Annotated in this window: 29 protein-coding genes; 10 read left to right on the forward strand and 19 right to left on the reverse strand. The window is 31.0% G+C overall.

The window, feature by feature from the left end; translation table 11 throughout:
* The first annotated feature begins 10 nt into the window (after nucleotides 1-10).
* The gene (gene motA / locus BGS40_RS04820) at nucleotides 11-787 is read left to right on the forward strand and encodes a flagellar motor stator protein MotA (RefSeq protein ID WP_002858693.1); all 777 of its coding nucleotides are present in this window, start codon (nucleotides 11-13) and stop codon (nucleotides 785-787) included.
* Between the two features lie 2 nt (nucleotides 788-789).
* The gene (motB, locus tag BGS40_RS04825; protein WP_002861111.1) at nucleotides 790-1,533 is read left to right on the forward strand and encodes a flagellar motor protein MotB; all 744 of its coding nucleotides are present in this window, start codon (nucleotides 790-792) and stop codon (nucleotides 1,531-1,533) included.
* A 5-nt stretch (nucleotides 1,534-1,538) separates the two neighbouring features.
* Here motB and flhB read toward each other — a convergent pair whose 3' ends face one another.
* Both flhB and BGS40_RS04835 read right to left on the reverse strand, forming a co-directional pair.
* On the reverse strand, nucleotides 1,539-2,627 hold the full coding sequence (gene flhB, locus BGS40_RS04830) for a flagellar biosynthesis protein FlhB (RefSeq protein WP_002857279.1): 1,089 nt from the start codon (nucleotides 2,625-2,627) through the stop codon (nucleotides 1,539-1,541).
* Between the two features lie 118 nt (nucleotides 2,628-2,745).
* Entirely contained in the window at nucleotides 2,746-3,342 is a 597-nt protein-coding gene (locus BGS40_RS04835; RefSeq protein ID WP_002854219.1) for a peroxiredoxin, read from the reverse strand.
* Nucleotides 3,343-3,548: 206 nt separating this feature from the next.
* Between BGS40_RS04835 and BGS40_RS04840 the strand changes: the two genes are divergently transcribed.
* The 6 genes from BGS40_RS04840 to BGS40_RS04865 all read left to right on the forward strand — a co-directional run bounded on the left by BGS40_RS04840 (nucleotide 3,549) and on the right by BGS40_RS04865 (nucleotide 6,843).
* The gene (locus tag BGS40_RS04840) at nucleotides 3,549-3,833 is read left to right on the forward strand and encodes a DUF362 domain-containing protein (RefSeq protein ID WP_002854354.1); all 285 of its coding nucleotides are present in this window, start codon (nucleotides 3,549-3,551) and stop codon (nucleotides 3,831-3,833) included.
* A 112-nt stretch (nucleotides 3,834-3,945) separates the two neighbouring features.
* Nucleotides 3,946-4,359, forward strand: coding sequence for a nucleoside-diphosphate kinase (ndk, locus tag BGS40_RS04845; protein WP_002936946.1), 414 nt, complete (start codon nucleotides 3,946-3,948; stop codon nucleotides 4,357-4,359).
* The gene (locus tag BGS40_RS04850) at nucleotides 4,360-4,710 is read left to right on the forward strand and encodes a hypothetical protein (protein ID WP_052782122.1); all 351 of its coding nucleotides are present in this window, start codon (nucleotides 4,360-4,362) and stop codon (nucleotides 4,708-4,710) included.
* A gap of 27 nt (nucleotides 4,711-4,737) precedes the next feature.
* The gene (gene rpmF, locus BGS40_RS04855; protein WP_002858674.1) at nucleotides 4,738-4,884 is read left to right on the forward strand and encodes a 50S ribosomal protein L32; all 147 of its coding nucleotides are present in this window, start codon (nucleotides 4,738-4,740) and stop codon (nucleotides 4,882-4,884) included.
* A 5-nt stretch (nucleotides 4,885-4,889) separates the two neighbouring features.
* A complete protein-coding gene (gene plsX, locus BGS40_RS04860) occupies nucleotides 4,890-5,876 on the forward strand; it encodes a phosphate acyltransferase PlsX (RefSeq protein ID WP_052782121.1) in 987 nt (328 codons plus the stop codon).
* Nucleotides 5,869-6,843 carry a beta-ketoacyl-ACP synthase III gene (locus BGS40_RS04865; RefSeq protein ID WP_087695665.1) on the forward strand — a complete coding sequence of 325 codons (975 nt, stop codon included), beginning with the start codon at nucleotides 5,869-5,871 and terminating at the stop codon, nucleotides 6,841-6,843. Before plsX ends, BGS40_RS04865 begins: the two co-directional genes overlap by 8 nt.
* On the opposite strand, the gene BGS40_RS04870 is transcribed toward BGS40_RS04865, so the two are convergent.
* From BGS40_RS04870 to BGS40_RS04950, 17 genes are all read right to left on the reverse strand, one after another.
* A complete protein-coding gene (locus tag BGS40_RS04870) occupies nucleotides 6,840-7,190 on the reverse strand; it encodes a RidA family protein (protein ID WP_002872424.1) in 351 nt (116 codons plus the stop codon). The two genes, BGS40_RS04865 and BGS40_RS04870, sit on opposite strands and share 4 nt — an antisense overlap.
* On the reverse strand, nucleotides 7,187-8,263 hold the full coding sequence (serC, locus tag BGS40_RS04875) for a phosphoserine transaminase (RefSeq protein ID WP_052782119.1): 1,077 nt from the start codon (nucleotides 8,261-8,263) through the stop codon (nucleotides 7,187-7,189). The genes BGS40_RS04870 and serC overlap by 4 nt, the downstream gene beginning before the upstream one ends.
* A 9-nt stretch (nucleotides 8,264-8,272) precedes the next feature.
* On the reverse strand, nucleotides 8,273-9,436 hold the full coding sequence (gene xseA, locus BGS40_RS04880) for an exodeoxyribonuclease VII large subunit (protein ID WP_057096003.1): 1,164 nt from the start codon (nucleotides 9,434-9,436) through the stop codon (nucleotides 8,273-8,275).
* On the reverse strand, nucleotides 9,433-10,140 hold the full coding sequence (ubiE, locus tag BGS40_RS04885; RefSeq protein WP_002859428.1) for a bifunctional demethylmenaquinone methyltransferase/2-methoxy-6-polyprenyl-1,4-benzoquinol methylase UbiE: 708 nt from the start codon (nucleotides 10,138-10,140) through the stop codon (nucleotides 9,433-9,435). Before ubiE ends, xseA begins: the two co-directional genes overlap by 4 nt.
* Nucleotides 10,141-10,142: 2 nt before the next feature.
* The gene (locus BGS40_RS04890; protein ID WP_096738453.1) at nucleotides 10,143-11,339 is read right to left on the reverse strand and encodes a hypothetical protein; all 1,197 of its coding nucleotides are present in this window, start codon (nucleotides 11,337-11,339) and stop codon (nucleotides 10,143-10,145) included.
* Between the two features lie 45 nt (nucleotides 11,340-11,384).
* The gene (perR, locus tag BGS40_RS04895; protein WP_002876900.1) at nucleotides 11,385-11,795 is read right to left on the reverse strand and encodes a peroxide-responsive transcriptional repressor PerR; all 411 of its coding nucleotides are present in this window, start codon (nucleotides 11,793-11,795) and stop codon (nucleotides 11,385-11,387) included.
* 85 nt (nucleotides 11,796-11,880) lie between these two features.
* On the reverse strand, nucleotides 11,881-13,728 hold the full coding sequence (gene dxs, locus BGS40_RS04900; RefSeq protein ID WP_096738454.1) for a 1-deoxy-D-xylulose-5-phosphate synthase: 1,848 nt from the start codon (nucleotides 13,726-13,728) through the stop codon (nucleotides 11,881-11,883).
* The gene (gene fliH, locus BGS40_RS04905) at nucleotides 13,721-14,551 is read right to left on the reverse strand and encodes a flagellar assembly protein FliH (protein WP_002858748.1); all 831 of its coding nucleotides are present in this window, start codon (nucleotides 14,549-14,551) and stop codon (nucleotides 13,721-13,723) included. Before fliH ends, dxs begins: the two co-directional genes overlap by 8 nt.
* Before the next feature lie 7 nt (nucleotides 14,552-14,558).
* Complete coding sequence (fliG, locus tag BGS40_RS04910; RefSeq protein ID WP_002854670.1) at nucleotides 14,559-15,587, reverse strand: flagellar motor switch protein FliG; 1,029 nt, start codon at nucleotides 15,585-15,587, stop codon at nucleotides 14,559-14,561.
* Nucleotides 15,587-17,269: a flagellar basal-body MS-ring/collar protein FliF gene (gene fliF, locus BGS40_RS04915; RefSeq protein ID WP_002859425.1), complete on the reverse strand. Its 1,683-nt coding sequence runs from the start codon at nucleotides 17,267-17,269 to the stop codon at nucleotides 15,587-15,589. The genes fliG and fliF overlap by 1 nt, the downstream gene beginning before the upstream one ends.
* Before the next feature lie 51 nt (nucleotides 17,270-17,320).
* Nucleotides 17,321-18,415: a histidinol-phosphate transaminase gene (gene hisC, locus BGS40_RS04920; RefSeq protein WP_052797856.1), complete on the reverse strand. Its 1,095-nt coding sequence runs from the start codon at nucleotides 18,413-18,415 to the stop codon at nucleotides 17,321-17,323.
* The gene (pheA, locus tag BGS40_RS04925; protein ID WP_002858741.1) at nucleotides 18,405-19,478 is read right to left on the reverse strand and encodes a prephenate dehydratase; all 1,074 of its coding nucleotides are present in this window, start codon (nucleotides 19,476-19,478) and stop codon (nucleotides 18,405-18,407) included. Before pheA ends, hisC begins: the two co-directional genes overlap by 11 nt.
* Nucleotides 19,466-20,233 carry an HAD-IIA family hydrolase gene (locus tag BGS40_RS04930; RefSeq protein ID WP_002872417.1) on the reverse strand — a complete coding sequence of 256 codons (768 nt, stop codon included), beginning with the start codon at nucleotides 20,231-20,233 and terminating at the stop codon, nucleotides 19,466-19,468. Before BGS40_RS04930 ends, pheA begins: the two co-directional genes overlap by 13 nt.
* A 1-nt stretch (nucleotide 20,234) precedes the next feature.
* The gene (lysA, locus tag BGS40_RS04935; protein WP_002872416.1) at nucleotides 20,235-21,443 is read right to left on the reverse strand and encodes a diaminopimelate decarboxylase; all 1,209 of its coding nucleotides are present in this window, start codon (nucleotides 21,441-21,443) and stop codon (nucleotides 20,235-20,237) included.
* Nucleotides 21,444-21,486: 43 nt separating this feature from the next.
* Nucleotides 21,487-22,545: an LptF/LptG family permease gene (locus BGS40_RS04940; protein ID WP_087695668.1), complete on the reverse strand. Its 1,059-nt coding sequence runs from the start codon at nucleotides 22,543-22,545 to the stop codon at nucleotides 21,487-21,489.
* Nucleotide 22,546: 1 nt separating this feature from the next.
* Entirely contained in the window at nucleotides 22,547-23,092 is a 546-nt protein-coding gene (gene pth / locus BGS40_RS04945; RefSeq protein WP_002857525.1) for an aminoacyl-tRNA hydrolase, read from the reverse strand.
* Nucleotides 23,089-23,625 carry a 50S ribosomal protein L25/general stress protein Ctc gene (locus tag BGS40_RS04950; protein ID WP_002791314.1) on the reverse strand — a complete coding sequence of 179 codons (537 nt, stop codon included), beginning with the start codon at nucleotides 23,623-23,625 and terminating at the stop codon, nucleotides 23,089-23,091. The genes pth and BGS40_RS04950 overlap by 4 nt, the downstream gene beginning before the upstream one ends.
* A 133-nt stretch (nucleotides 23,626-23,758) precedes the next feature.
* Between BGS40_RS04950 and BGS40_RS04955 the strand changes: the two genes are divergently transcribed.
* Entirely contained in the window at nucleotides 23,759-24,088 is a 330-nt protein-coding gene (locus BGS40_RS04955) for a DMT family transporter (RefSeq protein ID WP_087692087.1), read from the forward strand.
* Entirely contained in the window at nucleotides 24,088-24,402 is a 315-nt protein-coding gene (locus BGS40_RS04960) for a DMT family transporter (RefSeq protein ID WP_096738455.1), read from the forward strand. Before BGS40_RS04955 ends, BGS40_RS04960 begins: the two co-directional genes overlap by 1 nt.
* Nucleotides 24,403-24,409 lie beyond the last annotated feature (7 nt).

Raw genomic sequence — 24,409 nt, forward strand, 5'->3', positions numbered from 1 at the left:
GAGATAATTAATGGATCTTTCAACCATATTAGGAATGGTGCTTGCAGTTACTAGTATTTCGGTAGGAGATATACTAGAGGGAGGCAATCCTTTGCATGTTGTGCATCTTTCTTCCTTTCTCATAGTTATGCCAACAGCTGCATTTTGCGCAATGACTTCTACGCATAAAAAAATTGTAAAAGCAGCCTACAAAGAACTCAAAGTTGTTTTTAAAGGTTCTGGAGTAAATTTACCCGAAAGGATAGCCCAGTTAATAGAATTTGCTATTATTGCAAGACGAGATGGTCTTTTAGCGTTAGAATCAAGAACCAGTGAGATTGAAAATGAATTTTTAAAAAATGCTATGATGATGCTTGTAGATGGTAAAAGCTTTGAAGAAATTCATGAAAGCATGGAAATACAAACTGAACAACTTGAAGAGCATTATAAAGAATGTGCAGAATATTGGATAGTATTTGGAGAGACTTGTCCTACCATGGGGCTTGTTGGAGCGGTTTTTGGACTTATTTTAGCTCTTAAATTACTAGACAATCCTCAAGCAATGGCAGCAGGTATTTCAGGTGCTTTCACAGCTACAGTTACGGGAATTTTTGGCGCTTATGCACTTTTTGCTCCTTGGGGGAAAAAATTAAAAGCTAATGGAATGGATCTTGTAAAAGAGCAAATTGTTATTACTGAAGCTATAAAAGGAATTGCAGAAGGTGCCAATCCTAGAGATTTAGAAGCTAAACTTTTTAACTTCTTAAGTCACGATGATCCAAGAATTTCACAATTTGACAAAGGTTAAAAATGGCTAAAAAACATAAATGCCCAGAATGTCCAGCAGGTGAAAAATGGGCTGTGCCTTATGCAGACTTTCTAAGTTTGCTTTTGGCACTTTTTATTGCTCTTTGGGCAATTTCTAAAACAAATCCTGCTAAAGTAGAGGCTTTAAAAACTGAATTTGTTAAAATCTTTGATTACACCTCTACTCAAACAGTCAAAGAAGAGAGTAAAACCCAAGAAAAATATAAAGGCGCAGCAAAAGAAGAAAGCGATGAACTCAAATCGTTAAAACAAATGACTATGACACAGCAAGAAACTATCAAACGTCTTCAAGCAGCTCTAGATCAAAGCGATAATCAGGTTGCTCTTAACCTTCCATCTAAAGTTGAATTTGAAAGAGGTAGTGCTCAAATCGTTTCAGCTGATATACAAGATTATTTAAAACGTATGGCTGAGCTAACAACATATTTGCCACCTCAAGCAAAAATAGAAATTAGAGGCTATACAGACAATAGCGACTCTATTATAAGAAGTTATGAACTCGCCTACCAAAGAGCGGAAAATGTATTAAAATATTTTATAGAAGGTGGAGCAAATTTGAAAAATATTAGCATTAAAAGCTACGGGCTTAATAATCCCATCAATGGAAATCCACAAGCTCTAGAAAATAATAGAGTAGAAATATATTTTAAAGTCGATACGGCAGATACAAGCACTCAAAAATCAGTTCTTGAACTTATCAATAAAATTGGAACTAAAACACCTTAAAAGTTTTAGTTTCCTTTTTTTACTTGACCAGCTAAACGACTCTTATTATTTGTATTATAAACAAATCCTAGCACCTCAGCTACAGCTTTAAACATTTCCCTAGGAATGAGATCATTAACATCGCAAGCTTTATAAAGCTCCCTTGCTAAAGGAGGATTTTCATAAACTACAACATTATTTTCATAGGCTACTTGTTTTATACGAAGTGCGAGAAAATCCACTCCTTTGGCAACAACTCTAGGAGCTTGTTCTTTACTTGTATCATAACGAATAGCTACGGCATAATGAGTTGGATTTGTAATCACTACATCCGCACCTGCAACATCTTGAACCATGCGGCGACGGGCAGCTTCCATTTGAAGTCTACGAATTCTACCTTTAACCTGAGGATCTCCTTCCATTTGTTTATATTCATCTTTTATTTCTTGTTTGCTCATACGCAAACCTTTAAAATACTGAAAACGCACCAAAAAAACATCTAAAACAGCAATAATTAAAAAAGCAACTATAACAATAGCTGCTAAAACAATAGCCCTATCTCTTAGCCAAGTAAGCTGTGCAACCATAGTATAAAGCTCAACTCTTGGAAGCTCTTGCATAAATTTAAGCAAAACTATAAAAGCTATAGTAAAAACAATACCCACTTTTAAAATAATTTTTATACTTTCAACAATTTTTTTCAATGAAAAAAGGTTTTTTAAACCTTTCAAAGGATTGATTTTTCCTAAATTTGGCATAATAGGTTTGGTTGTAAAAATAAAACCAAATTGCATAATATTTCCCAAAACCCCAGCAATCATAATACTTAAAACAATAGGTGCAAGAATAATTAAAACCTCAAAAATGCTTTTAATCATAATGGCTTGAATAATACGCAAATCAAATTCAACACCAATAAAACTTTGATAGTATCTATATAAATTTACAATTCTCTCGCCCATAAAACTCATCATAAATAAAGTTATAGTTACTCCAATTATCAAAGTTACAATAGCTGCCGCATCTTGAGACTTTGGAACATTACCTTCTTTACGCGCATCTTCTATCTTTTTGGACGTGGGTTCTTCTGTTTTTTCTTGATCTTCGCCTGCCATATTTTAGCCTAAGTAAAAATTTTAATATGTATGTAAAATTATAGTAGAAAATTTATGAATTTCAATTAAAGAATAAAAATAAAGAAAAAGCCTCGTAAAGAGGCTTTATACTAAGAAATTAAAGTTTAGCTTCGTTTTTACCAAGATATTCAGCCACGCCTTTAGGGTTAGCTTTCATACCTTCATCACCCTTATTCCAGCCTGCAGGACAAACTTCACCATGCTCGTTTGTAAAAAGCATAGTATCAACCATTCTCAACATTTCATCTATATTTCTACCTAGTGGTAAATCATTAACCACAGCATGGCGAACTGTTCCATCAGCATCAAGCAAGAACGAACCACGAAGGGCAACTGCTTCTGCATAAAGTACATCAAAATTTCTAGCAATCTGCTTAGTTAAGTCAGCAACAAGCGGAAATTTAACCTGACCAATACCACCTTGATTTACCGGAGTATTTTTCCAAGCAAAATGTGAAAATTCATTATCTCCTGAAATTCCAATTACTTCAATGCCACGGTTTTTAAATTCTTGATATCTTTTGTCAAAAGCTATAATTTCCGAAGGACAAACAAAAGTAAAATCTTTTGGATAAAAGAATACTACCGCTCCTTTTGGACCTATGTTTTTATAAAGATTAAAATCTTGAACAATTTCATTGTTTCCTAATACCGCTGGAGCAGTAAAATCTAAAGCTTTTTTAGTAACTATCATATTTTCTCCTAAATAATAAATTTTATTGATAACGAAATTATATCGTTTAAATCTTTATTTTTTTTTAAATATCTAAGATAATATTAAAAATTTAAGAAAGTTATAATTATTATCAAATAAGGTAAATTTTTGATAATCAAAAATTTACCTTATTTAAGAATTTTATGCTAAAATCTTTTAAATCTTAATATTAAAAAGGAGAAAAAATGGCTGTAAAAATTACAGATATATGTATTGCTTGTGGTTCTTGTATTGATGAGTGTCCAGTGAGTGCTATCGTTGATGATGCTAACAATCCAGAAGGTGAAGATAGATATTATGTTTATGCAAACAAATGCGTTGAATGCGTAGGACATAATGATCAACCAGCTTGTGCTAGTGCTTGTCCAACAGATGGATGTATAGTTTGGAGTGCTGTAGAATCAGGACAACCAAGTCGTGATAATATTGGTGCTGATATGAGAAGTGGGGACACTCCAGTTTTTGCATAATTTTAAAAAATTAAAAAGCTAGAGATTCCTAGCTTTTTAATTTAATTTAACTTTCTTTAAACAAATTCAAGTATAATTTTAAGCTTTATTAAAATAAGGAGTTATTATAAAGATGGAAAAAACTTTATCTATAATTAAACCTGATGCTGTTAAAAAAGGTGTTATAGGAAAAATTTTAGATCGTTTTGAAAGCAATGGATTAAGAATCGCTGCAATGAAAAAAATTCAACTTAGCAAAGAACAAGCTGAAAATTTTTATGCTATTCACAAAGAAAGACCTTTTTTTAAAGACTTGGTTGAATTTATGATTAGCGGTCCTGTTGTTGTTTCTATACTAGAAGGAGAAGGTGCTGTATTGAAAAATAGAGATTTAATGGGAGCAACAAATCCTAAAGAAGCTAAAGCAGGAACAATTAGGGCTGATTTTGCTGAGAGTATTGACGCTAATGCTGTTCATGGAAGCGATAGCTTAGAAAATGCAAAAATAGAAATTGAATTTTTCTTTAAACCAAATGAAATTTGCTAAATGAAAATCCCTTTTTCTAAGATTAATACAAAGGAATATCCTTTTAAACTTAATCTTGAAAATATTATTTTTGAGGGAAATTTAGTAAAAATAAATCCTAAGCTTGTTAAAATAAATGCTATTATGCAAGGTTTTATCTATAGACCTTGTGATAGTTGTGGAACTGAGTTAGAACTTGAAATTAAAGAAAATTTAGAACTTTTTGCAAGTGATGGTATTTTTAAAGATGAAGCAAACGAATTGAGCAATACTATAGAATTTTTCGATGGACATATTGATTTAATAGAAGTTGCTATCAGCGAGCTTGAAGCTTATTTGAGTGATTATTTTTATTGCATAAATTGCAAATAATTAATTAAATTTTATAAAGGAGAAAAAATGGCAGTACCAAAGAGAAGAGTGAGCAAAACTCGTGCAGCTAAACGCAGAACTCACTATAAAGTTAGTCTTCCTATGCCTATAAAAGACAAAGATGGAAGCTACAAAATGCCTCACCGTGCGAATCCAACAACTAAGGAATATTAAAATCAATGATTAACATTGCCATTGATGCAATGGGTGGTGATTTTGGAGAAAAACCCATTATAGAAGGCGTTTTAAAGGCACTAGAAACAAAACCTTTTAACGCTATCTTAGTGGGAAATTCTAAAATTCTAAAACCTTTAATACCAAAAAAATTAGAACAATATATACAATACGAAGAAGCTAGTGAAATTTTTTCGATGAATGGAAATGCCACAGATGCTTTAAAAAATAAAGAAACAACCATATACAAAGCTATTAATTTATTAAAAGAAAAAAAAGTAGATGCTGTAGTTTCAGCGGGTCATAGTGGAGCAAGTATGTCTTTGGCTACCTTAAAGCTTGGAAGACTTAAAGGTATTTCAAGACCCGCTATTGCCACTTTAATGCCAAATATCGTTAACAGAACTTTACTTTTGGATGTTGGAGCTAATACAGATTGTAAAGCTGAAAATTTATTTCAATTTGCCATAATGGGTGAAGTTTATGCTAGAGAAATCATGCAAATTCGAAAACCACGCCTTGCTTTACTTTCTAATGGTGAAGAAGAATGCAAAGGCAATGAACTTACCAAAGAAAGTCATCAGCTTATGAAAAAAATTCCAAATTTTATAGGTAATGCTGAAGGTAGAGATATTTTCAATGGCGAAATAGATGTTTTAGTCTGTGATGGTTTTGATGGAAATGTTATTTTAAAGGCTTGCGAAGGTGTAGCAACAGCTATTTTTCAACTTCTAAAAAACGAAGTAAAACAATCTTTTATTTCTAAAATAGGTGCTTTACTTATGAAACCATCTTTTAAAAAATTAAAAAAACACACAGATTGGCAAGAATATGGCGGAGCACCCCTTCTTGGAGTTAATGGCTGCGTGATCATAAGTCATGGAAAAAGCGATTCTAGAGCTATTAAAAATGCAATTTTTCAAGCTATAAATTTTAGCCAATCTCATATCAATGAACTTATAGAAAATGAACTTGGGAAATACAATGCTTAAAGCCGGTCTTAAAAGCATAGCTTCTTATATTCCAGAAAAAATTTTAAGCAATGCTGATCTTGAAAAAATGGTAGATACCACCGATGAATGGATCACTAGACGCACAGGTATTAAAGAAAGACGCATTGCCGATGAAAATGAAAATACCAGTGATTTGGGCACAAAAGCTGCATTAAAAGCCATAGAAAGAGCAAATTTAAAACCTGAAGATATTGATGCTATTCTCGTAGCCACTTTAAGTCCTGATTATTTTACTATGCCTTCAACAGCTTGTAAAATTGCTTCAAATTTAGGACTCGTAAATATTAGTGCTTTTGATATTTCAGCAGCTTGTTCTGGTTTTATCTATTTGCTTGAACAAGCTAAAGCCTTAGTAGAAAGTGGTTTGAAAAAAAATGTTTTAATCATAGGAGCTGAAAAAACAAGTTCAATTATGGATTACAATGACAGAAGCATTTGCATACTCTTTGGAGATGGTGCAGGTGCTGGAGTTGTAAGTTTGGACAATGAAAATCATATCCTTGATGTACATACTGCAAGCAATGGTAATTATGGAGATCTTTTAATGACTCAAAGATCGCAAAAATCAAACCTATGTCAAACACTTTCTATGCAAATGAAAGGCAATGAAGTTTTTAAAATAGCAGTAAACACGCTTAGTAATGATGTTGTAGAAATTTTAGCTAAAAATAACATTTTAGCACAAGAAATTGATCTTTTTATTCCTCATCAGGCTAATCTACGTATCATTAAAGCCGTCCAAGAAAAACTCAATCTAAGCAACGAAAAATGTGTGATCACTGTACAAAAATATGGCAATACTTCAGCTGCTTCTATACCTATGGCAATGAATGATGCCTATGAAGAAGGTCGACTTAAAAAAGGAAATCTGATCTTACTAGATGCTTTTGGCGGTGGTTTTACTTGGGGATCTGCGCTTTTAAAATTTGGAGGAGAGAATTTTTAATTCTCTCTTAGCTTTCCAAAAGCTTGAATTTCTACCAAATAACCCTCTGCTAAAGCACTTCCTACACAAGCTCTAACAGGTTTAGGATAATTTTTAATCCAAGCATCATAAATTTCATTCATTGCATCAAAATCTTGTATATTAGCTAACCAGATTTGAATTTGAATCAAATCTCCTTTGCTTGCACCTATTTTTTCAAACAAAGCATCAAGTTCTGCAAGTGCTTCTTTGGTTTGTTTTTTAATATCTCCGCTAGGTTCAAAAGCCACTTGTCCTGCAGTCTTAAAATATTTATCAAAAACAATAATTTGCGACATTCTATCGCACTCATCAAAACGCTTTATCATGCATATTTTCCTTGAAATTCTTTCATAAATTCACACAAGGTTTTTACCTGATCCAAATTAAGCGCATTATAAATACTTGCACGAATTCCTCCTAAAATTCTATGTCCTTTAAGTCCTATCATTCCAGCTTCTTCGGCTTCCTTTACAAAAAGAGGCTCTAAATCTTTATTTTTAGCAATATTAAAACTCACATTCATTAAAGATCTATCCTTTTTATCTGCATGTCCTTTATAAAATCCATTACTTAAATCAATACACTCATAAAGCATAGCAGCTTTTTGAGAATTTTTCTCATGTACTTTATCAAGTCCGCCTTGATTTAAAAGCCAATCCATTTCAAGATTAAACATATAAATAGCAAAGGTTGGAGGCGTGTTAAACAAGGACTGATTCTCAGCATGAGTCAAATAATTTAACATACTAGGAATTTGTTTATTTTTAGATCTTTCTAACATATCTTTACGGATAAAAATACAACTTAAACCCGAAATTCCAGCATTTTTTTGTACTCCGCCATAAAAAAGAGCAATATTTGAAAAATCTACTTTTCTAGAAAAAAAATCACTCGATGCATCCACAATCAAAGGAGCTTTAGTTTTAGGATAATTTTGATATTGAGTGCCGTAAATAGTATTATTAGAACAAATATAAGCATAATCAGCATTATCACTAAATTCCACTCTAGGAATATGATCGAAATTACTTTCCTCGCTACTTGCTACGGTTTTAACATTGACACCTAAAATTTGCGCTTCTTTAATCGCTTTTTTTGTCCAAACTCCTGTATTTGCATATTCACAAACCCCATTTAAAGCTAAATTCATAGGAATCATAGCAAATTGTAAACTTGCTCCACCTTGTAAAAATAATACTTCATAATCATCATTTAACCCGTAAAGTTTTTTAGCTTTCTCTTGTGCTCCAAAATGCACTTCTTCAAATACTTTTGTGCGGTGAGAAATTTCCATTATAGAATAACCCCTACCCTGATAATCACAGAGTTCTTTTTGAGCTTGCTCTAAAATTTCTAAAGGTAAAGTCGATGGCCCTGCACTGAAATTGATTTTTCTCATAATCTATCCTTATAAAATTTTTGCTTCTTTTTGAGAAGTTTGAGAACTTAAAATAACGATATCATCACTCTTAAGATCTTCTAAATTTGCTATTTTACCATTTTTTCTGATACAAATAAACTTTTTGCTTTTATTAAAAAAATTCTCATGTTGCAAATAAGCATTTTGCAATTTATCTAATTTTAATTCATTATAACGCATTTGATTTGCCAATAGATGATTTAATTGCTTTTCTATATTATAGCTTTGTTTTATTTTTTCATCTATTATTTTTGGCAAAGAATTAAATTTGAAAAATTTGCTTAAATTTAAAAGTAAATTTTCATAATTTTGTATTTTATGATTCCAAAGTTGCATTAATTTTTCTTCCATTAAATCCAAACTTTGCTCTATATCCAACTTAGAATAAAACAAAGTATCTATAGCAGCTGAAGGCGTTGGAGCTCTAAAATCTGCAACAAAATCACTAATAACATAATCAATCTCATGTCCTATGGCTGAAATAATAGGAGTTTTTGCTTTAAAAATCTCTCTTGCTAAATTTTCATCATTAAAACAAAAAAGATCTTCCCTGCTTCCTCCACCACGTGCTATAATAAGAACATCTAAATCCATATCATCGGCTTTTTTTAAAGCTTGTATAAGAGAAAAAGGAGCATTATTTCCTTGAGTTAAAGCATCAAAAATATAAATTTTTGCCAAAAAATATTCTTTTTGATGAATAAGTTTTAACATATCTTGCAAAGCAGCAGAAGTTTTTGAAGTGATAATGCCTACTTTTTTAGGAAATTTTGGCAAAGATTTTTTAAAGCGTGGATCAAAAAGTCCTTCTTGTTGCAAACGCTCTTTTAAAGCCAAAAACTGTGCTTCCAAATCCCCAAAACCTGCTTTTTTCATACTAGTAGCGATAAATTGATAACGACCACTTTCAGGATATAAACTTACACTTCCACAAAGCTCTAAAAAATTCCCCACAGCTGGTTTAAATCCGACTTTTAAATTAGCTCCTTTAAACATAGCACAAGCAATGCTTGATCTTTCATCTTTTAAATCAAAATACCAATGCCCTGAACCATGCAAAGTAATTTTTGAAATTTCTCCACTTAAAACTATATCATCAAAATGTGTTTCTAATAAAGCCTTTGCTTTAAGATTTAATTCTGTTGGTGTCATAGTTTTTTTGCTATAAACATTGAACTCACGCCAAAGCTAAAACTTTTATAATCAAGTATTTCAAAACCAGCATTTTTAAGTTCTAAGATGAACTCTTCCTTACTTAAAAATCCTTCAATAGAGTTTGGCAAATACTCATAAGCACTTTTATTTTTACTGATTATCCCACCTATACTTGGTAAAATATTTTTAAGATAAAAATCTCTACAAGCTGCTATAAATCCACCCTTTTCTCTTTTTGTAAATTCCAAAACTACCAAAATACCATCTTTTTGAAGTACTCTAGCAAATTCACTTAAGGCTTTTTGTCTTTCTACAACATTGCGAATGCCATAACTAATGCTTAAAATATCTAAACTTTGACTTTCTAAAGGTAAATTTTGCGCCCCTGCTTCTATAAATTCGACATTTGGAAATTTTTCTTTTGCAACATTTAGCATGCCACTACTTGGATCAATACCTTTAATATTTAGAATATTTTTTTCCATTTTTAAAGCACTCTCTTGCCAAATCTCTATCATATCCCCTGTGCCACAGGCAATATCAGCGATTTTTAAATCTTTTTTTAAATACAAACTCATCACTCTTTGGCAAGCTTTTTTACGCCACGCCACATCGGCTCCAAAGCTTAAAATTCTATTCGCCTTATCATAAGTAGGTGCAATTTGATTAAACATTTCTATAATTTTTTCTTGTTTTTGCATTTTTATCCTTTGTAAATTTTCAAATTTTTACTTGATTTTTTAAGCAATTTACAAAATTTATTTTTATTATTGATTATTTTGGAAAAAATATTTTTATCCCTATCTTTGCAATATTTTTCATAAAGTTTGTTTAAATTTTTTATCTCTAAAAAACGATAAAAATATTCTAAAAATATTGCCAATTCAAAAAAACTATTTTCAAAAAGCTCTAAATCAAAATTTTTTAGTATATTTTTTCTAAATAAAATAATTTTTTTTCTAAGTTCTAACGCAACAAGTTGTTTAAAAAACCTATCTTTGCAATCACCTTCATAAAAAGAATTTTCCTTTATGAAAAAATCAAAATCATTAAACAAATCTTGGATTTTTTCATCGCTTAAAAATAGTAATAAATCTTGATTTGAATTTTCACTTGCTAAAATATCTTGAGTTTTTTTCGTTATATCTTTAAACTTTAAAGCCAAAATATTACTCAAATTTTTATCTAAAATAGTATTCATACTTGATAAAACTATATACAAGCTTCTTGAATAAAATAAAAATTCACATAAACTTTGCTTATCTTTTCTCTCTAAAGATAAAGTCCAATAAAATTTTAATTTTTTAAATAAATAAAATAAAAAAATTCTAAATCCATCATAAGCATTAATATAATTTGGAAAATCCAAGCTAAAATTCTGATTTTTTTCTATAATTTTAAAATATTTCTCTATATCAAAATTTTGATATTCAAAACCATATAAAACGATATGTTTAGAATTTAAATCATGATGTAATTCTTTTTGAATTTTAAAATCTTTAGGAATTTTAAATTCATTGGAACTATCCAAAGTTGGAAAAAATATTTTTAAAATACAAATTTTAGGCTCTTCATAAATATCAATATAACTTTTTAAAGAGCAAAATTTAAATTCGAAGCGCTCTTTTTTAATGCTCTTTCCTATAATCTTTTTTCGAGCTTTTTCAAATCTTTTTTTAGAAATTTTCTCTTCTTGATTCTGTTCTAAAATTGAATTATTAAATTTTGTAATTTTATAAAATTCATTGCAAAAACTTTGAAATTTAACACTATGATTTGAAGTTATTTGAGTATAAAAAGTTTCAAATTTAGAATTTCGAAAAGGTATATTATCTTTTTTTAAATTCTCTAAAAGAGTGTAATCAGATAGTAAAAAGTTTTTTTGAATTTCATAAACCATTAAAATAACCCTTAAAATATATGGGTTATTTTAACCTTATTTTGCTTAATGACACTTTTTGCAACTATCAACATAAGCACAAACAGACAGATGATTGACGAGATTGCCTATCTTTTTTTCTAAATGCTCTTGATATTCATAAAGCTTAGCATCTTTAAAACTTAAATCCTCTATACCACCACATTTGGTACAAACAACATGAATATGTTCTTCTTCATAGATATCGTAACAAGTTTTTTGATTTAAAACATTGATTTCAACAACTAAACCTTGTTCTTGTAAAGTATTAAGATTTTTATAAACCGTCGCTAAAGATATTGAAGGGTATTCTTTTTTAATTTCTGTATATAATTCATCAATATTAGGATGCTCATGTCTTTTTAAAATTTTTAAAACACATAGTCTTTGCGGAGTAGCTTTTAACTCATGTTTTTTAAGCATTTGTAGTAATTCCATTTTATTTATTCCTTGCTTTTTTAAGTAAAAATAATAATAAAATTTTTATTAAAAGAAGTTTATATTAAATAATATTTTTTATTATTTAATGATAAAATTTTAAAACTTTCATCAACAAACTATTGACATCTTTTTCTAGATTTTTTTCCACCTCACTTGTTTTTCCATGTTCAATAAATTTGTCTTCATATTCAAAGCTAACAACTTTTACATGCAAATCATATTTTTGTAAAAAATTATTAATTAAACTTTCTATACCACCAATTTTAACATTTTCACTAAAAATAAACCAAATTTTACTTTTTTCAGCAAGCTCACACAAAAGCTCTTCATCTAAAGGTTTAGCAAAAATTAAATCGATCAAATTAGCATTATTATTCATTTCTTGCAAGGCTCTTAAGACTTGCCACGCTTTTGCTACACCTTGTCCATAACCTAAAAAAGCAATTTCACTACTATTTTTTACAAGCCATTGTGCCTTGCCAAGTTTTATCTCACAAGAATTAAATTCTTTATCCAAAATAAAACTCCCTCTAGGATAACGAAAAGCAATAGGTCCTTGATGTAAATAAGTATACTCCATTATATTTTGCATCATTTGTTCATCTCTTGGGGCTAAAAGAGTGAAATTTGGCAAAGGAGCTAAAAAACTAAGATCAAAAACACCTTGATGCGTCTCCCCATCTTCGCCTACTATCCCTGCCCTATCCATAGCAAAAACCACATTTAAATTCATAATCGCACAATCATGGATCACTTGATCATAAGCACGCTGTAAAAAGGTGCTATATATTGCAATAAAAGGTTTAAATCCTTCTTTTGCCATAGCGGCCATAGAAGTTACTGCATGCTGTTCTGCAATAGCCACATCCCAAAAACGATTTGGATATTTTTCTATAAGCTTATCAAGACCTGTTCCACTTGGCATAGCCGCCGTAACCCCAACAATATTTTCATATTTTGAGGCTAAATCAAGCAAATTCTTAGAAAAAATTTCAGTAGCAGATTTTTTAGTGTCACTTTTTTTAACACTCTCTCCACTATCTATATCAAAAGCTCCCACCCCGTGCCATTTAGCATGTTTTCCTTCGGCTAAAGCATAGCCTTTACCCTTTATGGTTTGAGTATGTATCACACAAGGCTTTTGCATAGCTTTTGCTTGTTTTAATGCAGAAATAATTTCACCTAAATTATGTCCATCAATAGGCCCTATATATTCAAGCCCTAATTCTTCAAACAAAAGCCCAGGAGTAATAAGTTTAAAACTCTCTTCAAAACGCTTAGCCATATAAGTAGCACTATCAGGTAATATATCCAACATTTTAGCAATACGCTTTTTAAAACTTTGATAAAACTGCGTTGCCATAGCCTGAGAAAGATACTTTGAAATTGCTCCAATTGGTTTTGAAATACTCATTTCATTATCATTTAAAAGTATTACGCAAGGAAATTTAGAATCACCCAATTCATTTAAAGCCTCATAAGCCATACCCGCACTTAAAGCACCATCTCCAATCAAAGCAACAGGAATACGCTTTTCACCCTTTAAAGCAATAGCCTTACAAGCACCTACTGCCAAAGAAATAGAGGTACTAGAATGCCCTGCTACAAAATAATCTCCCTCGCTAGGTTTTGTATAACCACTTAAACCATTGATTTGTCTTAAAGTATCAAATATTTCTTCTTTTCCGCTTAAAAGCTTGTGTGTATAAGACTGATGCGACACATCAAAAATAAAAGGATCTTTTTTTGCATCAAAAACCAAATGCATTGCTATACTAAGTTCTACAGCACCCAAATTTGAACTTAAATGCCCACCATTTTTACTCACAACTTGTATGATTTTTTCACGCATAGATGCTGCTAAATTTTCTAATTCTTTTAAACTTAGCTTTTCTAACTCTTCTTGAGTATGGGCAAATTTTTTACTCATTATTCACCATTTTTTTAATTTTAGTTAGACGAGAGTTAAGATTGGATTCTATATTGCCTGCGTCACTTATAATAACAACACTTCCTTTGCTAATCGCATCATCAAGACTTATTTTAATATGAGCATTCTGATCAAATTGCTCTTTTAAATACTCATAATCCTCTGCATTAACCTTAAGCTCAATTGCACTAGCACCCTTAAGCTCACCGATTAAATCTTTAGCCAAAGCATAAGCTATCTTACTTGAATTTAGTTCAAGTTCTTTTAAGATTACTTCTTTAGCGATATCTATAGCAGTATCTGCTAATTCTTTCTCATTTTTTTCTATGAAATTTTCAAGATTTTCGCAAGCATTATCAAGTTTGGCTATACTTTTTAAATACTTATCTTTAAAATCACTCAATTCCTTTTGAAATTCTTCTTTTGCTTTCTCATAACCCTCTTTGGTAAATTTTTCTTTAGCATTTTCAAGTTCTGAATTTAAGCGGTTATTAAATTCATTCTCTTGGCTTTCTATTTGCATTTGAAGTTTAATAATATTGCTTGACATTTCATCTGTTTTTTTAAGTAAATCTTCAACAAAGCTTGGTTGAAATGTTGGAATTTGAGTTTCCATAACAGCTTGTGTAGAGGCAATGACTTGATTTTCTTCGACTGGTTTTTCGTCATTTAAAGATATATTAGTATTTTCTTCATCTGGAGTTTGAGTATGTTTTTTTTCACCTGTATGATTATCAAATTCTGAAATAACTTTAAAACGATATCCTTCAACAACATGCTGATCAGAAGCCCCACCAGAAATTACATTGCTACGATTAACCATCTCTCACCTACTCTATCATTTCATCCGCATCGCCTGTTTGAACAAGACCTTGTTCTGCAAGTTTTTGCACCACTTCAACAACCTTTCTTTGTGCATCTTCAACATCTTTAACACGCACAGCACCCAAAAAACCCATTTCTTCAAGAAAAGCTTCGCTTGCACGCGTAGACATATTGGCTAAGAATTTTTGCTTTAACTCTTCACTTGCACCTTTTAAACCTATCATTAAATCACGCTTATCGGCTACTTTTAAAATTTCTCTTATAGCCTGAGTGCTAAGTTTTTGTATATCATCGAAAGTAAACATAAGCTCTTTAATAGTCTCTGCTAAGCGTTCATCACTTTGTTCAATATAAGTAATGGTTGATTTGCTTGCTTTTTGACCCAAACGATTAAGCACTTCTGCTACTGCTCTTGGGCCGCCCACTTCAACCTTATAAGAGGTAAGACTTTCAAGCTTGCTTTCTAGCACTGCAGAAACTCTTTTAATAATACTTGGAGAAATATCACCAAGATTTGCCATTCTTATAACCACCTCAGCCCTTAATTCATCGCTAAAATACTCTAAAGTTTCTGCCGCATGAATAGAATCCATGTGTGCCAAAATAAGAGCGATGGTTTGTGGGTGCTCTTTGGTAATAAAGTCTGCAAGTTGCTGTGGTTTAATTTGCGCCAAATAAGCAAAATTTTGATTATTCTCCATACTTTTAGTGAGTTTTTCAAGAATTTTATTTGCAATCTCTGGTCCAAAAGTACGAAAAAGTATTTCTTTAGCATATTCCAAACCACCACTTTTAATATATTGATTTGATTGAAGCAGAGTGTAAAATTCTTCTAAAACTGCAGTAGCTACAGATCTATCAACATTTTTAGCCATAGCAATATAACGTGAAATTTCTGTGATTACATCAATTTCCATATGTGAAAACACAGAAGTGGTTGCATCTTCGCCAAGTTGTATAAGAAATATCGCTACCTTCTCAGGCATCGATAAATCATCATAGACCATTTTTTGTTCTTCACTTAGCTTTATCATCACATATCCTTTTCGCCAAATTCGCTATCATTTTGAATTAAGTTTTGCAAAAGTGCTGCAATTTCCTCACCTTTATCACTTACCAAACCACGCAATTTTTCAAGCAAAACCTCATACTGGATAGAATCTTCATTGAAGTTATCCCCAAAACCAAGTTGTTCTTCAACTTTTTTCCTTGCTGCATTAAATTTCTCTAAAGCATCTTCAGCATCATCTAAAACAGCATTTGGACCTTGCTGCATTTCTTCTTGCGCTGCGACATCTTCAAGCATTTTTTGAGTAAATGGAGCAATAACTTTTTTGTAAAAAATAAAAAGTAAAATCGCTGCAATAAAGTATTTAACCGGCGGAATAAATGGCTCAACAAAACGATTGTAAAAAGTTTTAACTTTGCTCTCAACTCTAATCGACTCACGATGAAATGGTAAATTTTGCACCACAACACTATCACCTCTAGTAGCGCTAAAATTAATAGTATTTTTAACTATACTCTCAACACTTGCAAGCTCTTCTTTAGTCAATGGGACATATTCGCTTTTCACATCCCCATTTTCATCAACCACATCTTGATATTTTCCATCTATAGTAACAGCTGCTGAAGTGCGTAAAACTGTTGCAAATTGTTTTTTGGTATTTGTGATAGTTTTAGAAAGTTCATTATTTGTAGTAACTTGATTTTTTTTATAAGTGTCAATTTGACCCTTATTGTCAAGTCCTTCAACAGGACCTATATTAGAAACAGCACCTGGAACACCCTGAATTTCTGGATCCTTTCTACCTGTTCTTTCCTCGTTTAAAGTTTGCTCACTACGCACTATAGGATTTGGATCATAAATTTCACTTTGAGATTCTTGCTTGGAAAAATCAAAATCTATATTTACACTCACTTTTACTTTATCCATGCCACCTGCAAAAGGAGCTAAATTTTCTATAATCTTATCTTCTAAAGCTTTTTCTTGATCACTTTTAAATTTAATTTGCGCACGAACCAAGTCATCTTCATATGCTTCTTGCTCATCTAAAGGCACACCACTTTGATCACTAATCTTAACATTTTCTTTAGTAAGTTTTGGAACTGCCGCTGAAACAATATTTTTTATACCATCAATTTGTTTTCTAGTAAGCTTTAAGCCTTCGCGAACATTAACAACAACTGAAGCTGTAGGCGGAATTTGCCTTTCGGTAAAAACACTATCTTTAGGAAATGCTATGTGTACAACAGCGCTACGAATAGGTTCTAAAGTCTCAATAGTTCTTGCAAGTTCGCCTTCTATGGCTCTTTGGTATTTTACCTTTTGCTCTTCATTTGTAGCTCCAAAAGCTTGAGTATCAAAAGCTTCAAAACCCACGCGACTATCTTTTATAAGACCTTCGCTTGCAATAAACATTCTTTGACGATAAACCTGATCTTGTGGAACTAAAATTTTATTTTCACTTTCTAATTTATAGGGAATATTATTTTGTTCAAGTTTAGCTACAATTGCAGCAGAAGAACTTGGGCTTACATTTTCAACTAAAACTGCATATCCATTATTTGCATTGCTACCACTTCCACGAAATAAAGCTAAAAAAACCAAAAACCCAACCACAACTATAATAGATGCAGCAATCACTATACGCTGCTTGCGAGTTAAATTTTGATAAAGTTGCCCAATTTGATGAAGCATATTTTTAAAATCCATTAATTCTCATCCCTTAGTTTAGCGAATTTTACATATTTTTATTTGATTTATCTATCTTAAAATCTTATCAAATTCTGTAAAAAATTTTTCATTTTCATAAGATGTTCCTATAGTAATGCGTATAGCATTTAAACCATAGCTTTTTAAATTTCTTATTATTATACCCTTTTTAAGCAATTTTTCAGACAAATCTGTACTATTTTTTTCATCAAAAAAATAAGTGATGAAATTTGTATAACTATCGATAATTTTGATATTATGTTTTTTAGCAAATTCTTTATAAAGCTCCATTTGAGAAAAATTATTCTCTAAAGTTTTTTCAGTAAATTCATCATCATCCATTGCTGCAACTGCTGCTTTTAAAGCAAGATTGCTCACATTAAAAGGAGCACGAAGCTTGTAAAATGCACTAATAATATTAGCATTAGCTATGCCATAACCAATGCGTAAGCCTCCTAATCCATAAAGTTTAGAAAAAGTTCCCAAATAAAGTACATTGTCAAATTCTTTAATCAATTCACAAGGTTCTAAATGTTTTTTGCTATCTTTAAAACTTGCAAATTCATTATAAGCTGCATCAATCACAACTAAACAATCCTCATTTACACTTTTAATAAACTCGGTCGCCTCACTTGCATCCAAACACTCGCCTAAAGGATTGTTTGGTAAGCATAAAAAAATAAGTTTAATTTCATCTTTGTGCGTTTCATAAAGTTTTTTAAACTCATCTAAATTATGAGTAATACTTTGAGTTTTATAACACTTTGCACCACATTGTTTGGCATAAATTTCATACATAGCAAAGGTAACTCCAGCTTGCAAAAAAGCATTTTTAGAATTTAACTTAGAATGTATAGCAAATTCAATCACTTGATCACTGCCTGCACCGATAATGATATTTTCATTTTGAACTTTGTATTTTTGAGCCAATGTGCTTTTAAGTTCTATCATACTATCATCAGGGTAAAGATGGGCTTTGTTTGCATTTTGTCTTAAACATTCTATAGCTTTTGGTGGCGTGCCAAAAGGATTTTCATTGCTTGCTAATTTTATCACTTCTTTAACGCCATATTCTTTAGCAATAACTTCTATATCTTTGCCGGGTTCATAATTGCTTAAATTATTTAAAAATTCATTAAATTTCATCTTTTTCTCCTGATAAATAAGATCCAAGCCAAACAATCTCTTGTATATCTTTTAAGGCTTTTTTTACATTTTCATCATCAATATGCCCTTCAAAATCTATATAAAAACTGTGTAAAAATTCTTTTGATTTTACAGGGCGAGATTCAAGCTTAGTAAGATTGATATTTTCTTTTTTAAACTGCTCTAATAAAAAGCTAAGTCCCCCAGGTTTATGTGCTGTGTGTGCTAAAATAGAAGTTTTACAATTTGGCATTTTAGGATTTTTAATATCGCTTAAAATTAAAAATCTTGTTTTATTGGCTGCATTATCTTCTATTTTATCAAAAAGTACAGGCACATTATAAAGCTTAGCCGCTATTCTAGAACAAATTGCTGCCGCATATTTATCTTGCGAAGCTAGGTAAGCTGCATTAGCTGTAGATTTTGAAGGAACAAATTCTATAGCACTAAGTTCATGACTTTCTAAAAATTTACGACATTGATTATAACCTTGCGGATGCGAATAAATGCGTTTGATTTCTTTTAAATTTTCATTAATTCCTACAAAAGAATGATGAATATCCATATAAATTTCGCCAAAAATTTTAAGCTCATTATACTTACCTAGACAATCTAAAGTAATGCCCACCGCACCTTCGGTATTATTTTCTATAGGTACAACACCGTATTTTGCTTCTTTGTTGCTTAACTCTTTAAAAACATCTTCGATATTGGCCAAGGCTATATAACGACTCATCGCACCAAAACGACTTCTTGCTGCTTGATGTGTATAAGTTCCTTCAGGCCCTAAATAAGCTATAGTTTGAGGCATTTCTAAATTTCTTGAAACTGCAAAAATTTCTTGATAAATTGCCTCTATGGCATTTTGATCTAAAAGTCCTAAATTTGCATTTTTTAAACGATTGATAATGGCTCTTTCACGCTCAGGACGATAAATACTTCCCCCACTACTTTGCTTAAGCTCACCTATACTTTTAACATAAGTCATTCTTTCATTTAAAAGATCTAAAATTTTATCATCAACCGCATCGATTTTATTTCTAAATTCTTCTAAATTTGGCATTTTAGATCCTTTAAAAACTCAAAAACACTAGGATAAACTCCATCAAGCAAATCCGTATCAAGCCCTTTTGTGTCGCTTATCTTGCCGCTTAAAACTAGCAAGGTTTTCATGCCAAGTTCTTTTGCCTTAAGCAAGTCACCCCTAAAATCATCACTAATGATTTTAATATCTTCAAAATCGATTTTTGAATTTTGTCTTCTTATTAAATTTAAAGCTTCTTTATAAAAAGCAATGCTAGGCTTACCCACAATCTCGTATTCAAAATCAATAGCATTTTTAAGCATAGCCATAATGCTACCTACACCAGGATAAGGCCTACCATCTTTTTTATAAATACTAGTTTCGTGCATAGCTATAAATCTAACTTCTCTTCTAGCCAATTCTATCATAGTGGCAAAATCTTTAAATTTAAAATCATCATAACTAGCCACAAGCACAGCACTAGGATTTACAAAATCGAGCTCAAAACCAAGATTTTCAAGACTTTTTACAAACTCATCTGCACCAAAAGCCGCAACTTTACAAGGTCTTAAAAGGTGTTTTAAAACGCTGAAAGGATCAATATAAGCATTTTCTTTTATGGCCAATCCTTTTTGCTGTAATTTTTCTAAAAAATCAAGTTTTTTTGTATTGTTAGTGATGATAAGATAAGGAAGATTTTTTGCATTTAAAAAATCGATCAGTTCTTTAGCACCATGGATTAAAGATTTATCATGATCAGAAATTAAAGTCCCTTGAACATCTAAAAAAAACATTTTAAGCCTTTAAAAATTTCTCTTCTAAAGCGATTTGATCTTCAAAATTTTCTCTTTGACGGATCAATCTTACCTGTCCTTCTTCAAGGGCTAATTCGCAAACTTTATTACGAGTATTGTAATTACTACTCATGCTAAAACCATAAGCTCCAGTATTTTTAATAACCATTATATCACCACTTTGAGTGCTAGGCAAAGACCTTGCTTTAGCAAAAAAGTCCCCACTCTCACAAATTCCACCTACAACATCACATAAACTCTCTTCGCCTTGATTATAAGGTAAGATTATTTCATGATAAGCCTCGTATAAACTTGGGCGTATAAGATCATTCATCGCTCCATCTACTACAACAAAACGCTTGGTTTTATTTTGTTTTTCATAAAGCACTGAACAAACAAATTCTCCACTTTTAGCAACTAGATACCTTCCAGGCTCCATTCCTATAGTTAAATCAAGCCCATGAAGTTGTGCTAATATACCTTGCGCATAATCATAAAGATCAGATTCACACTCATCTTTTTCATAAGCCACACCCAAACCACCGCCTATATCAAAAAATTTAAGATCGATTTGCAAGGCTTTTAACTCTCTTACAAGTTTTGCAACGATGCCTGCTGCTTCATGAATGGGAGAAATATCTAAAAGTTGCGAACCTATATGAAAATGCACTCCAACGGGCTCTAAAAAAGATGAATTTTTTGCATAAAGATACATTTTTCTTGCTATATCAATTTCGACACCAAATTTATTTTCATTTAATCCTGTAGAAATATAAGGATGAGTTTTTGCATCAACATTTGGATTAACACGAATACTAATTCTTGCCTTTAGATTAAGTTCTTTAGCCACACTTTCTAAAAGCATCATTTCAGCTTCGCTTTCAAGGTTAATATATAAAATATCATATTCTAAAGCTTGTCTTAACTCTTCTTTGGTTTTTCCTACTCCACTAAAAATAATCTTATAAGCTTTTGCTCCTGCTTTTAAGGCACGCTTTACCTCGCCTATACTCACACAATCAAATCCACTATCTAAATTTGCAAGCATTTGCAACAAACTTAAATTTGAATTGGCTTTTACAGCGTAAAAAATTTGAGATTTTCTAGCCTTAAAAGCCTCTTTGAGATTTAAAAAACGCTCTTTTATGAAATCAAAATTGTAAATATAAAAAGGGGTATTAAATTCTTGTTTTAATTGTTTATAATCCATATTTAACCTTTAATTTTTATAATTTTACTACACAAAACTTAATTTATCGATGCTTATAATACATATAAGCACTTAAACAACCCAAAATTATAATAGGCACTACAATGCCAATTTCACTTGCAATCACACTATTTTCACTTAATCTAGTAAGCAAAAACAAGACTCCCCAAATCATCAAAGTCACTACAAAAGCTACAAAAGTTACAATAGCAAGATTAAAAAATCTTGCTATTACAGGAAAAAAATAATACATAATAAGCATTAAAAATGGTGCAAAAAAAGGAGTAAAAACAAATTTATAAAGATTGATTTTAAGAGTATCTGTATTGACATTTTGCGCCTTAAAAAGCTCAAAACTTTCAAGTGCATCAGATATTGAATAATCACTATTACTAGCAACCCCTTCTATAATCTTTGGTTTAAAACCCTCAAGTGATTTAAGCTCGGAGAAGTCTTGTATCTTTAAACCATCATTAGCAAGTTCATAATTTTTAGGTAATAATGTAATATTACCATCTCGCAAAATCCAGCTTTCACCTTCAAAATGGGCATTTTTAGCACTTACAAAAGAGTTTAAATTTAAATCATTAATATTAAAAATTTTTATATTTTGAGCACTATTTTGTCCATTGTTTATCTTTGAAATATAAACAAAATTATTGTTAAATTTCAAAAACACTTCTCCACTTTGATTCATAATAGTGCCATTTTTTAAAATATTTCTCTTATAATCATTTGCATAAGCAAAAGAAGTAAAATTCAATCCTATATAAATACAACAAAAAAATAAAGCCCATAAAAAAGGAAATAAAATAACATAATTTCTACTCAGTCCTAACGCATAAAGACTTACAAATTCATTTGCTCTGATCATAGAAATCAAAGAAACTACCAAAGCAAAAATCAAAGAAATGGGTAATACATAAGGCACTGCCGAAAAAGATAAAAACATAACATAAAGCAAATCAAGATTTGCAGCTTTTGGTAGATCTTTAAAATTTAAGAGCAAATCAATACCGCAATAAAAACCAAGTAAAGAAAAAAATATAATAAAAAAATTTTTTAAATAAATCCCTGAAATAAAACGAAAAAATATCCACATCTTAAGCCTTTAGGCTGTATTTGGATGATATAGCAGACAAATCATCATTTTCAATAAGCTCAAGCAAAGCTTTTTTTGTATGCTCTAAAACTTTGCTTAAAGTTATTTCTTCTTCGGATTTAAATTTACCTAAAACATGGGAAATCACATTTTCACCCTTTCCCACTCCTATACGCACTCTTTCATAGTCATTTCCACATAAAGTATCTATGCTTTTAAGCCCATTATGTCCACCACTTGAACCGCCTTTTTTAAAGCGCAAGGCTCCTAAATTTATATCTATATCATCATGGATAACTATCATTCTTTCGCATTTATAAAAATCATTCACTGCTTTTACGCTAAGTCCTGAATTATTCATATAAGTACTAGGTTTAAGAAGAAGTAAAGAAGAACCTATTTTAAAAAGCTCTCCTTTAAATTTAGAGTTTGTAAGATTTGTAAAATTGCTTTCTTTTAAAAGTAAGTCAATTAGCATAAAACCGACATTATGACGGGTATTTTCATACTCTACGCCTATATTGCCAAGCCCTACGACTAAAATCATCTAGCTTTTTCTACACCTACAACCGCTACTCTATCAGCATCAATCATAGTTACTCCCGCAGGAACTACAATATCACGAACAAGTAAAGCATCACCCACATCAAGTTTACTTACATCAAGTTCGAAGAAATTTGGTAAATTTTCAGCTGCACATTTTACTTTTAATCTTCTTTTTGATTGGATTAAAACACCTTTATTTTTAAGACCTATAGCTGTTCCTGTGATTTTAACTGGAACCATGTATTTAGAAATCACACCTTTTTGTGCAACTTTTAAATCCACATGTTTAAGTTCTGCAGTTACAGGATCTTTTTGATAATCTACAACTACAACGCTTAAAGTTTGAGAACCTACTTTTACATCAAAAATTAAAGTAGTTTTTTTACGAACTTCCTTAATAAACTCATTTACTTTAAAAGCGGCATTAATGTTTTCTAATCCTTTTCCATAGATGTTTGCGATTAGATAACCATCTCTTTTTAAAGCTTTAGCAGCTTTTCTACCGATACTCTCTCTAACGATGCCTTCTAACATCTTTTATCCTTTCTTAAAAAATGAGCTTTGATTATATCTAATTTTGGCTTATGGAAAAGTAAATTTATGATAGTTTTTTATTTACTTTGTTTTGGCTATAATTGCCGCGCAAAAAATATTAAGGAGGAGCATAATGAATACCAATATCGCGTGGTTTATGGTTATTTTTGGTGGGCTTATAGAATGTTTTTGGGTAGGCGGACTTAAGTATTCTACAGAACTTTGGCAATATATACTAACTATTATTGGAGTTTGTATCTCTTTTACTCTTTTTTTAAAAGCGTGCGAAAAGCTTGAAGTAAGCATTGCTTATAGTGTTTTTGTAGGTATTGGGACTGTCGGAGTGGTTTTAAATGAAATATTTCTTTTTGATATCGAAGTTTCGGTGACTAAAATTGTTTTAATTGCTATTTTACTTTTAAGCATTATCGGGCTTAAATTAATCAGCAAGGAAGCTAAATAATGGAATGGATCTTTTTATTTTTAGCCACTATTTTTGAAATCATAGGCGTGATAGTGATGAAACAACTCGTCATTACTAAAAACAAATTTTATCTTTTAGCTTTAGCTGCTTGTTTTGCTTTATCATTTAGCTTTTTAAGTCTTAGTATGCAAAATATCGCTATGAGCGTGGCTTATTCTATATGGACAGGAGCTGGAACCGCAGGTGGGGTTATAGTAGGTGTACTTTTTTATAAAGAAAGTAAAAGTTTTTTGAAACTTTTTTTAATCGCTGTGATTATTACTTGTACAGCGGGTTTAAAATTTCTTTCTTGAGGATTTT

Source organism: Campylobacter sp. 107 (assembly GCF_002383835.1).
GTDB classification, from domain to species: Bacteria; Campylobacterota; Campylobacteria; order Campylobacterales; family Campylobacteraceae; genus Campylobacter_D; species Campylobacter_D jejuni.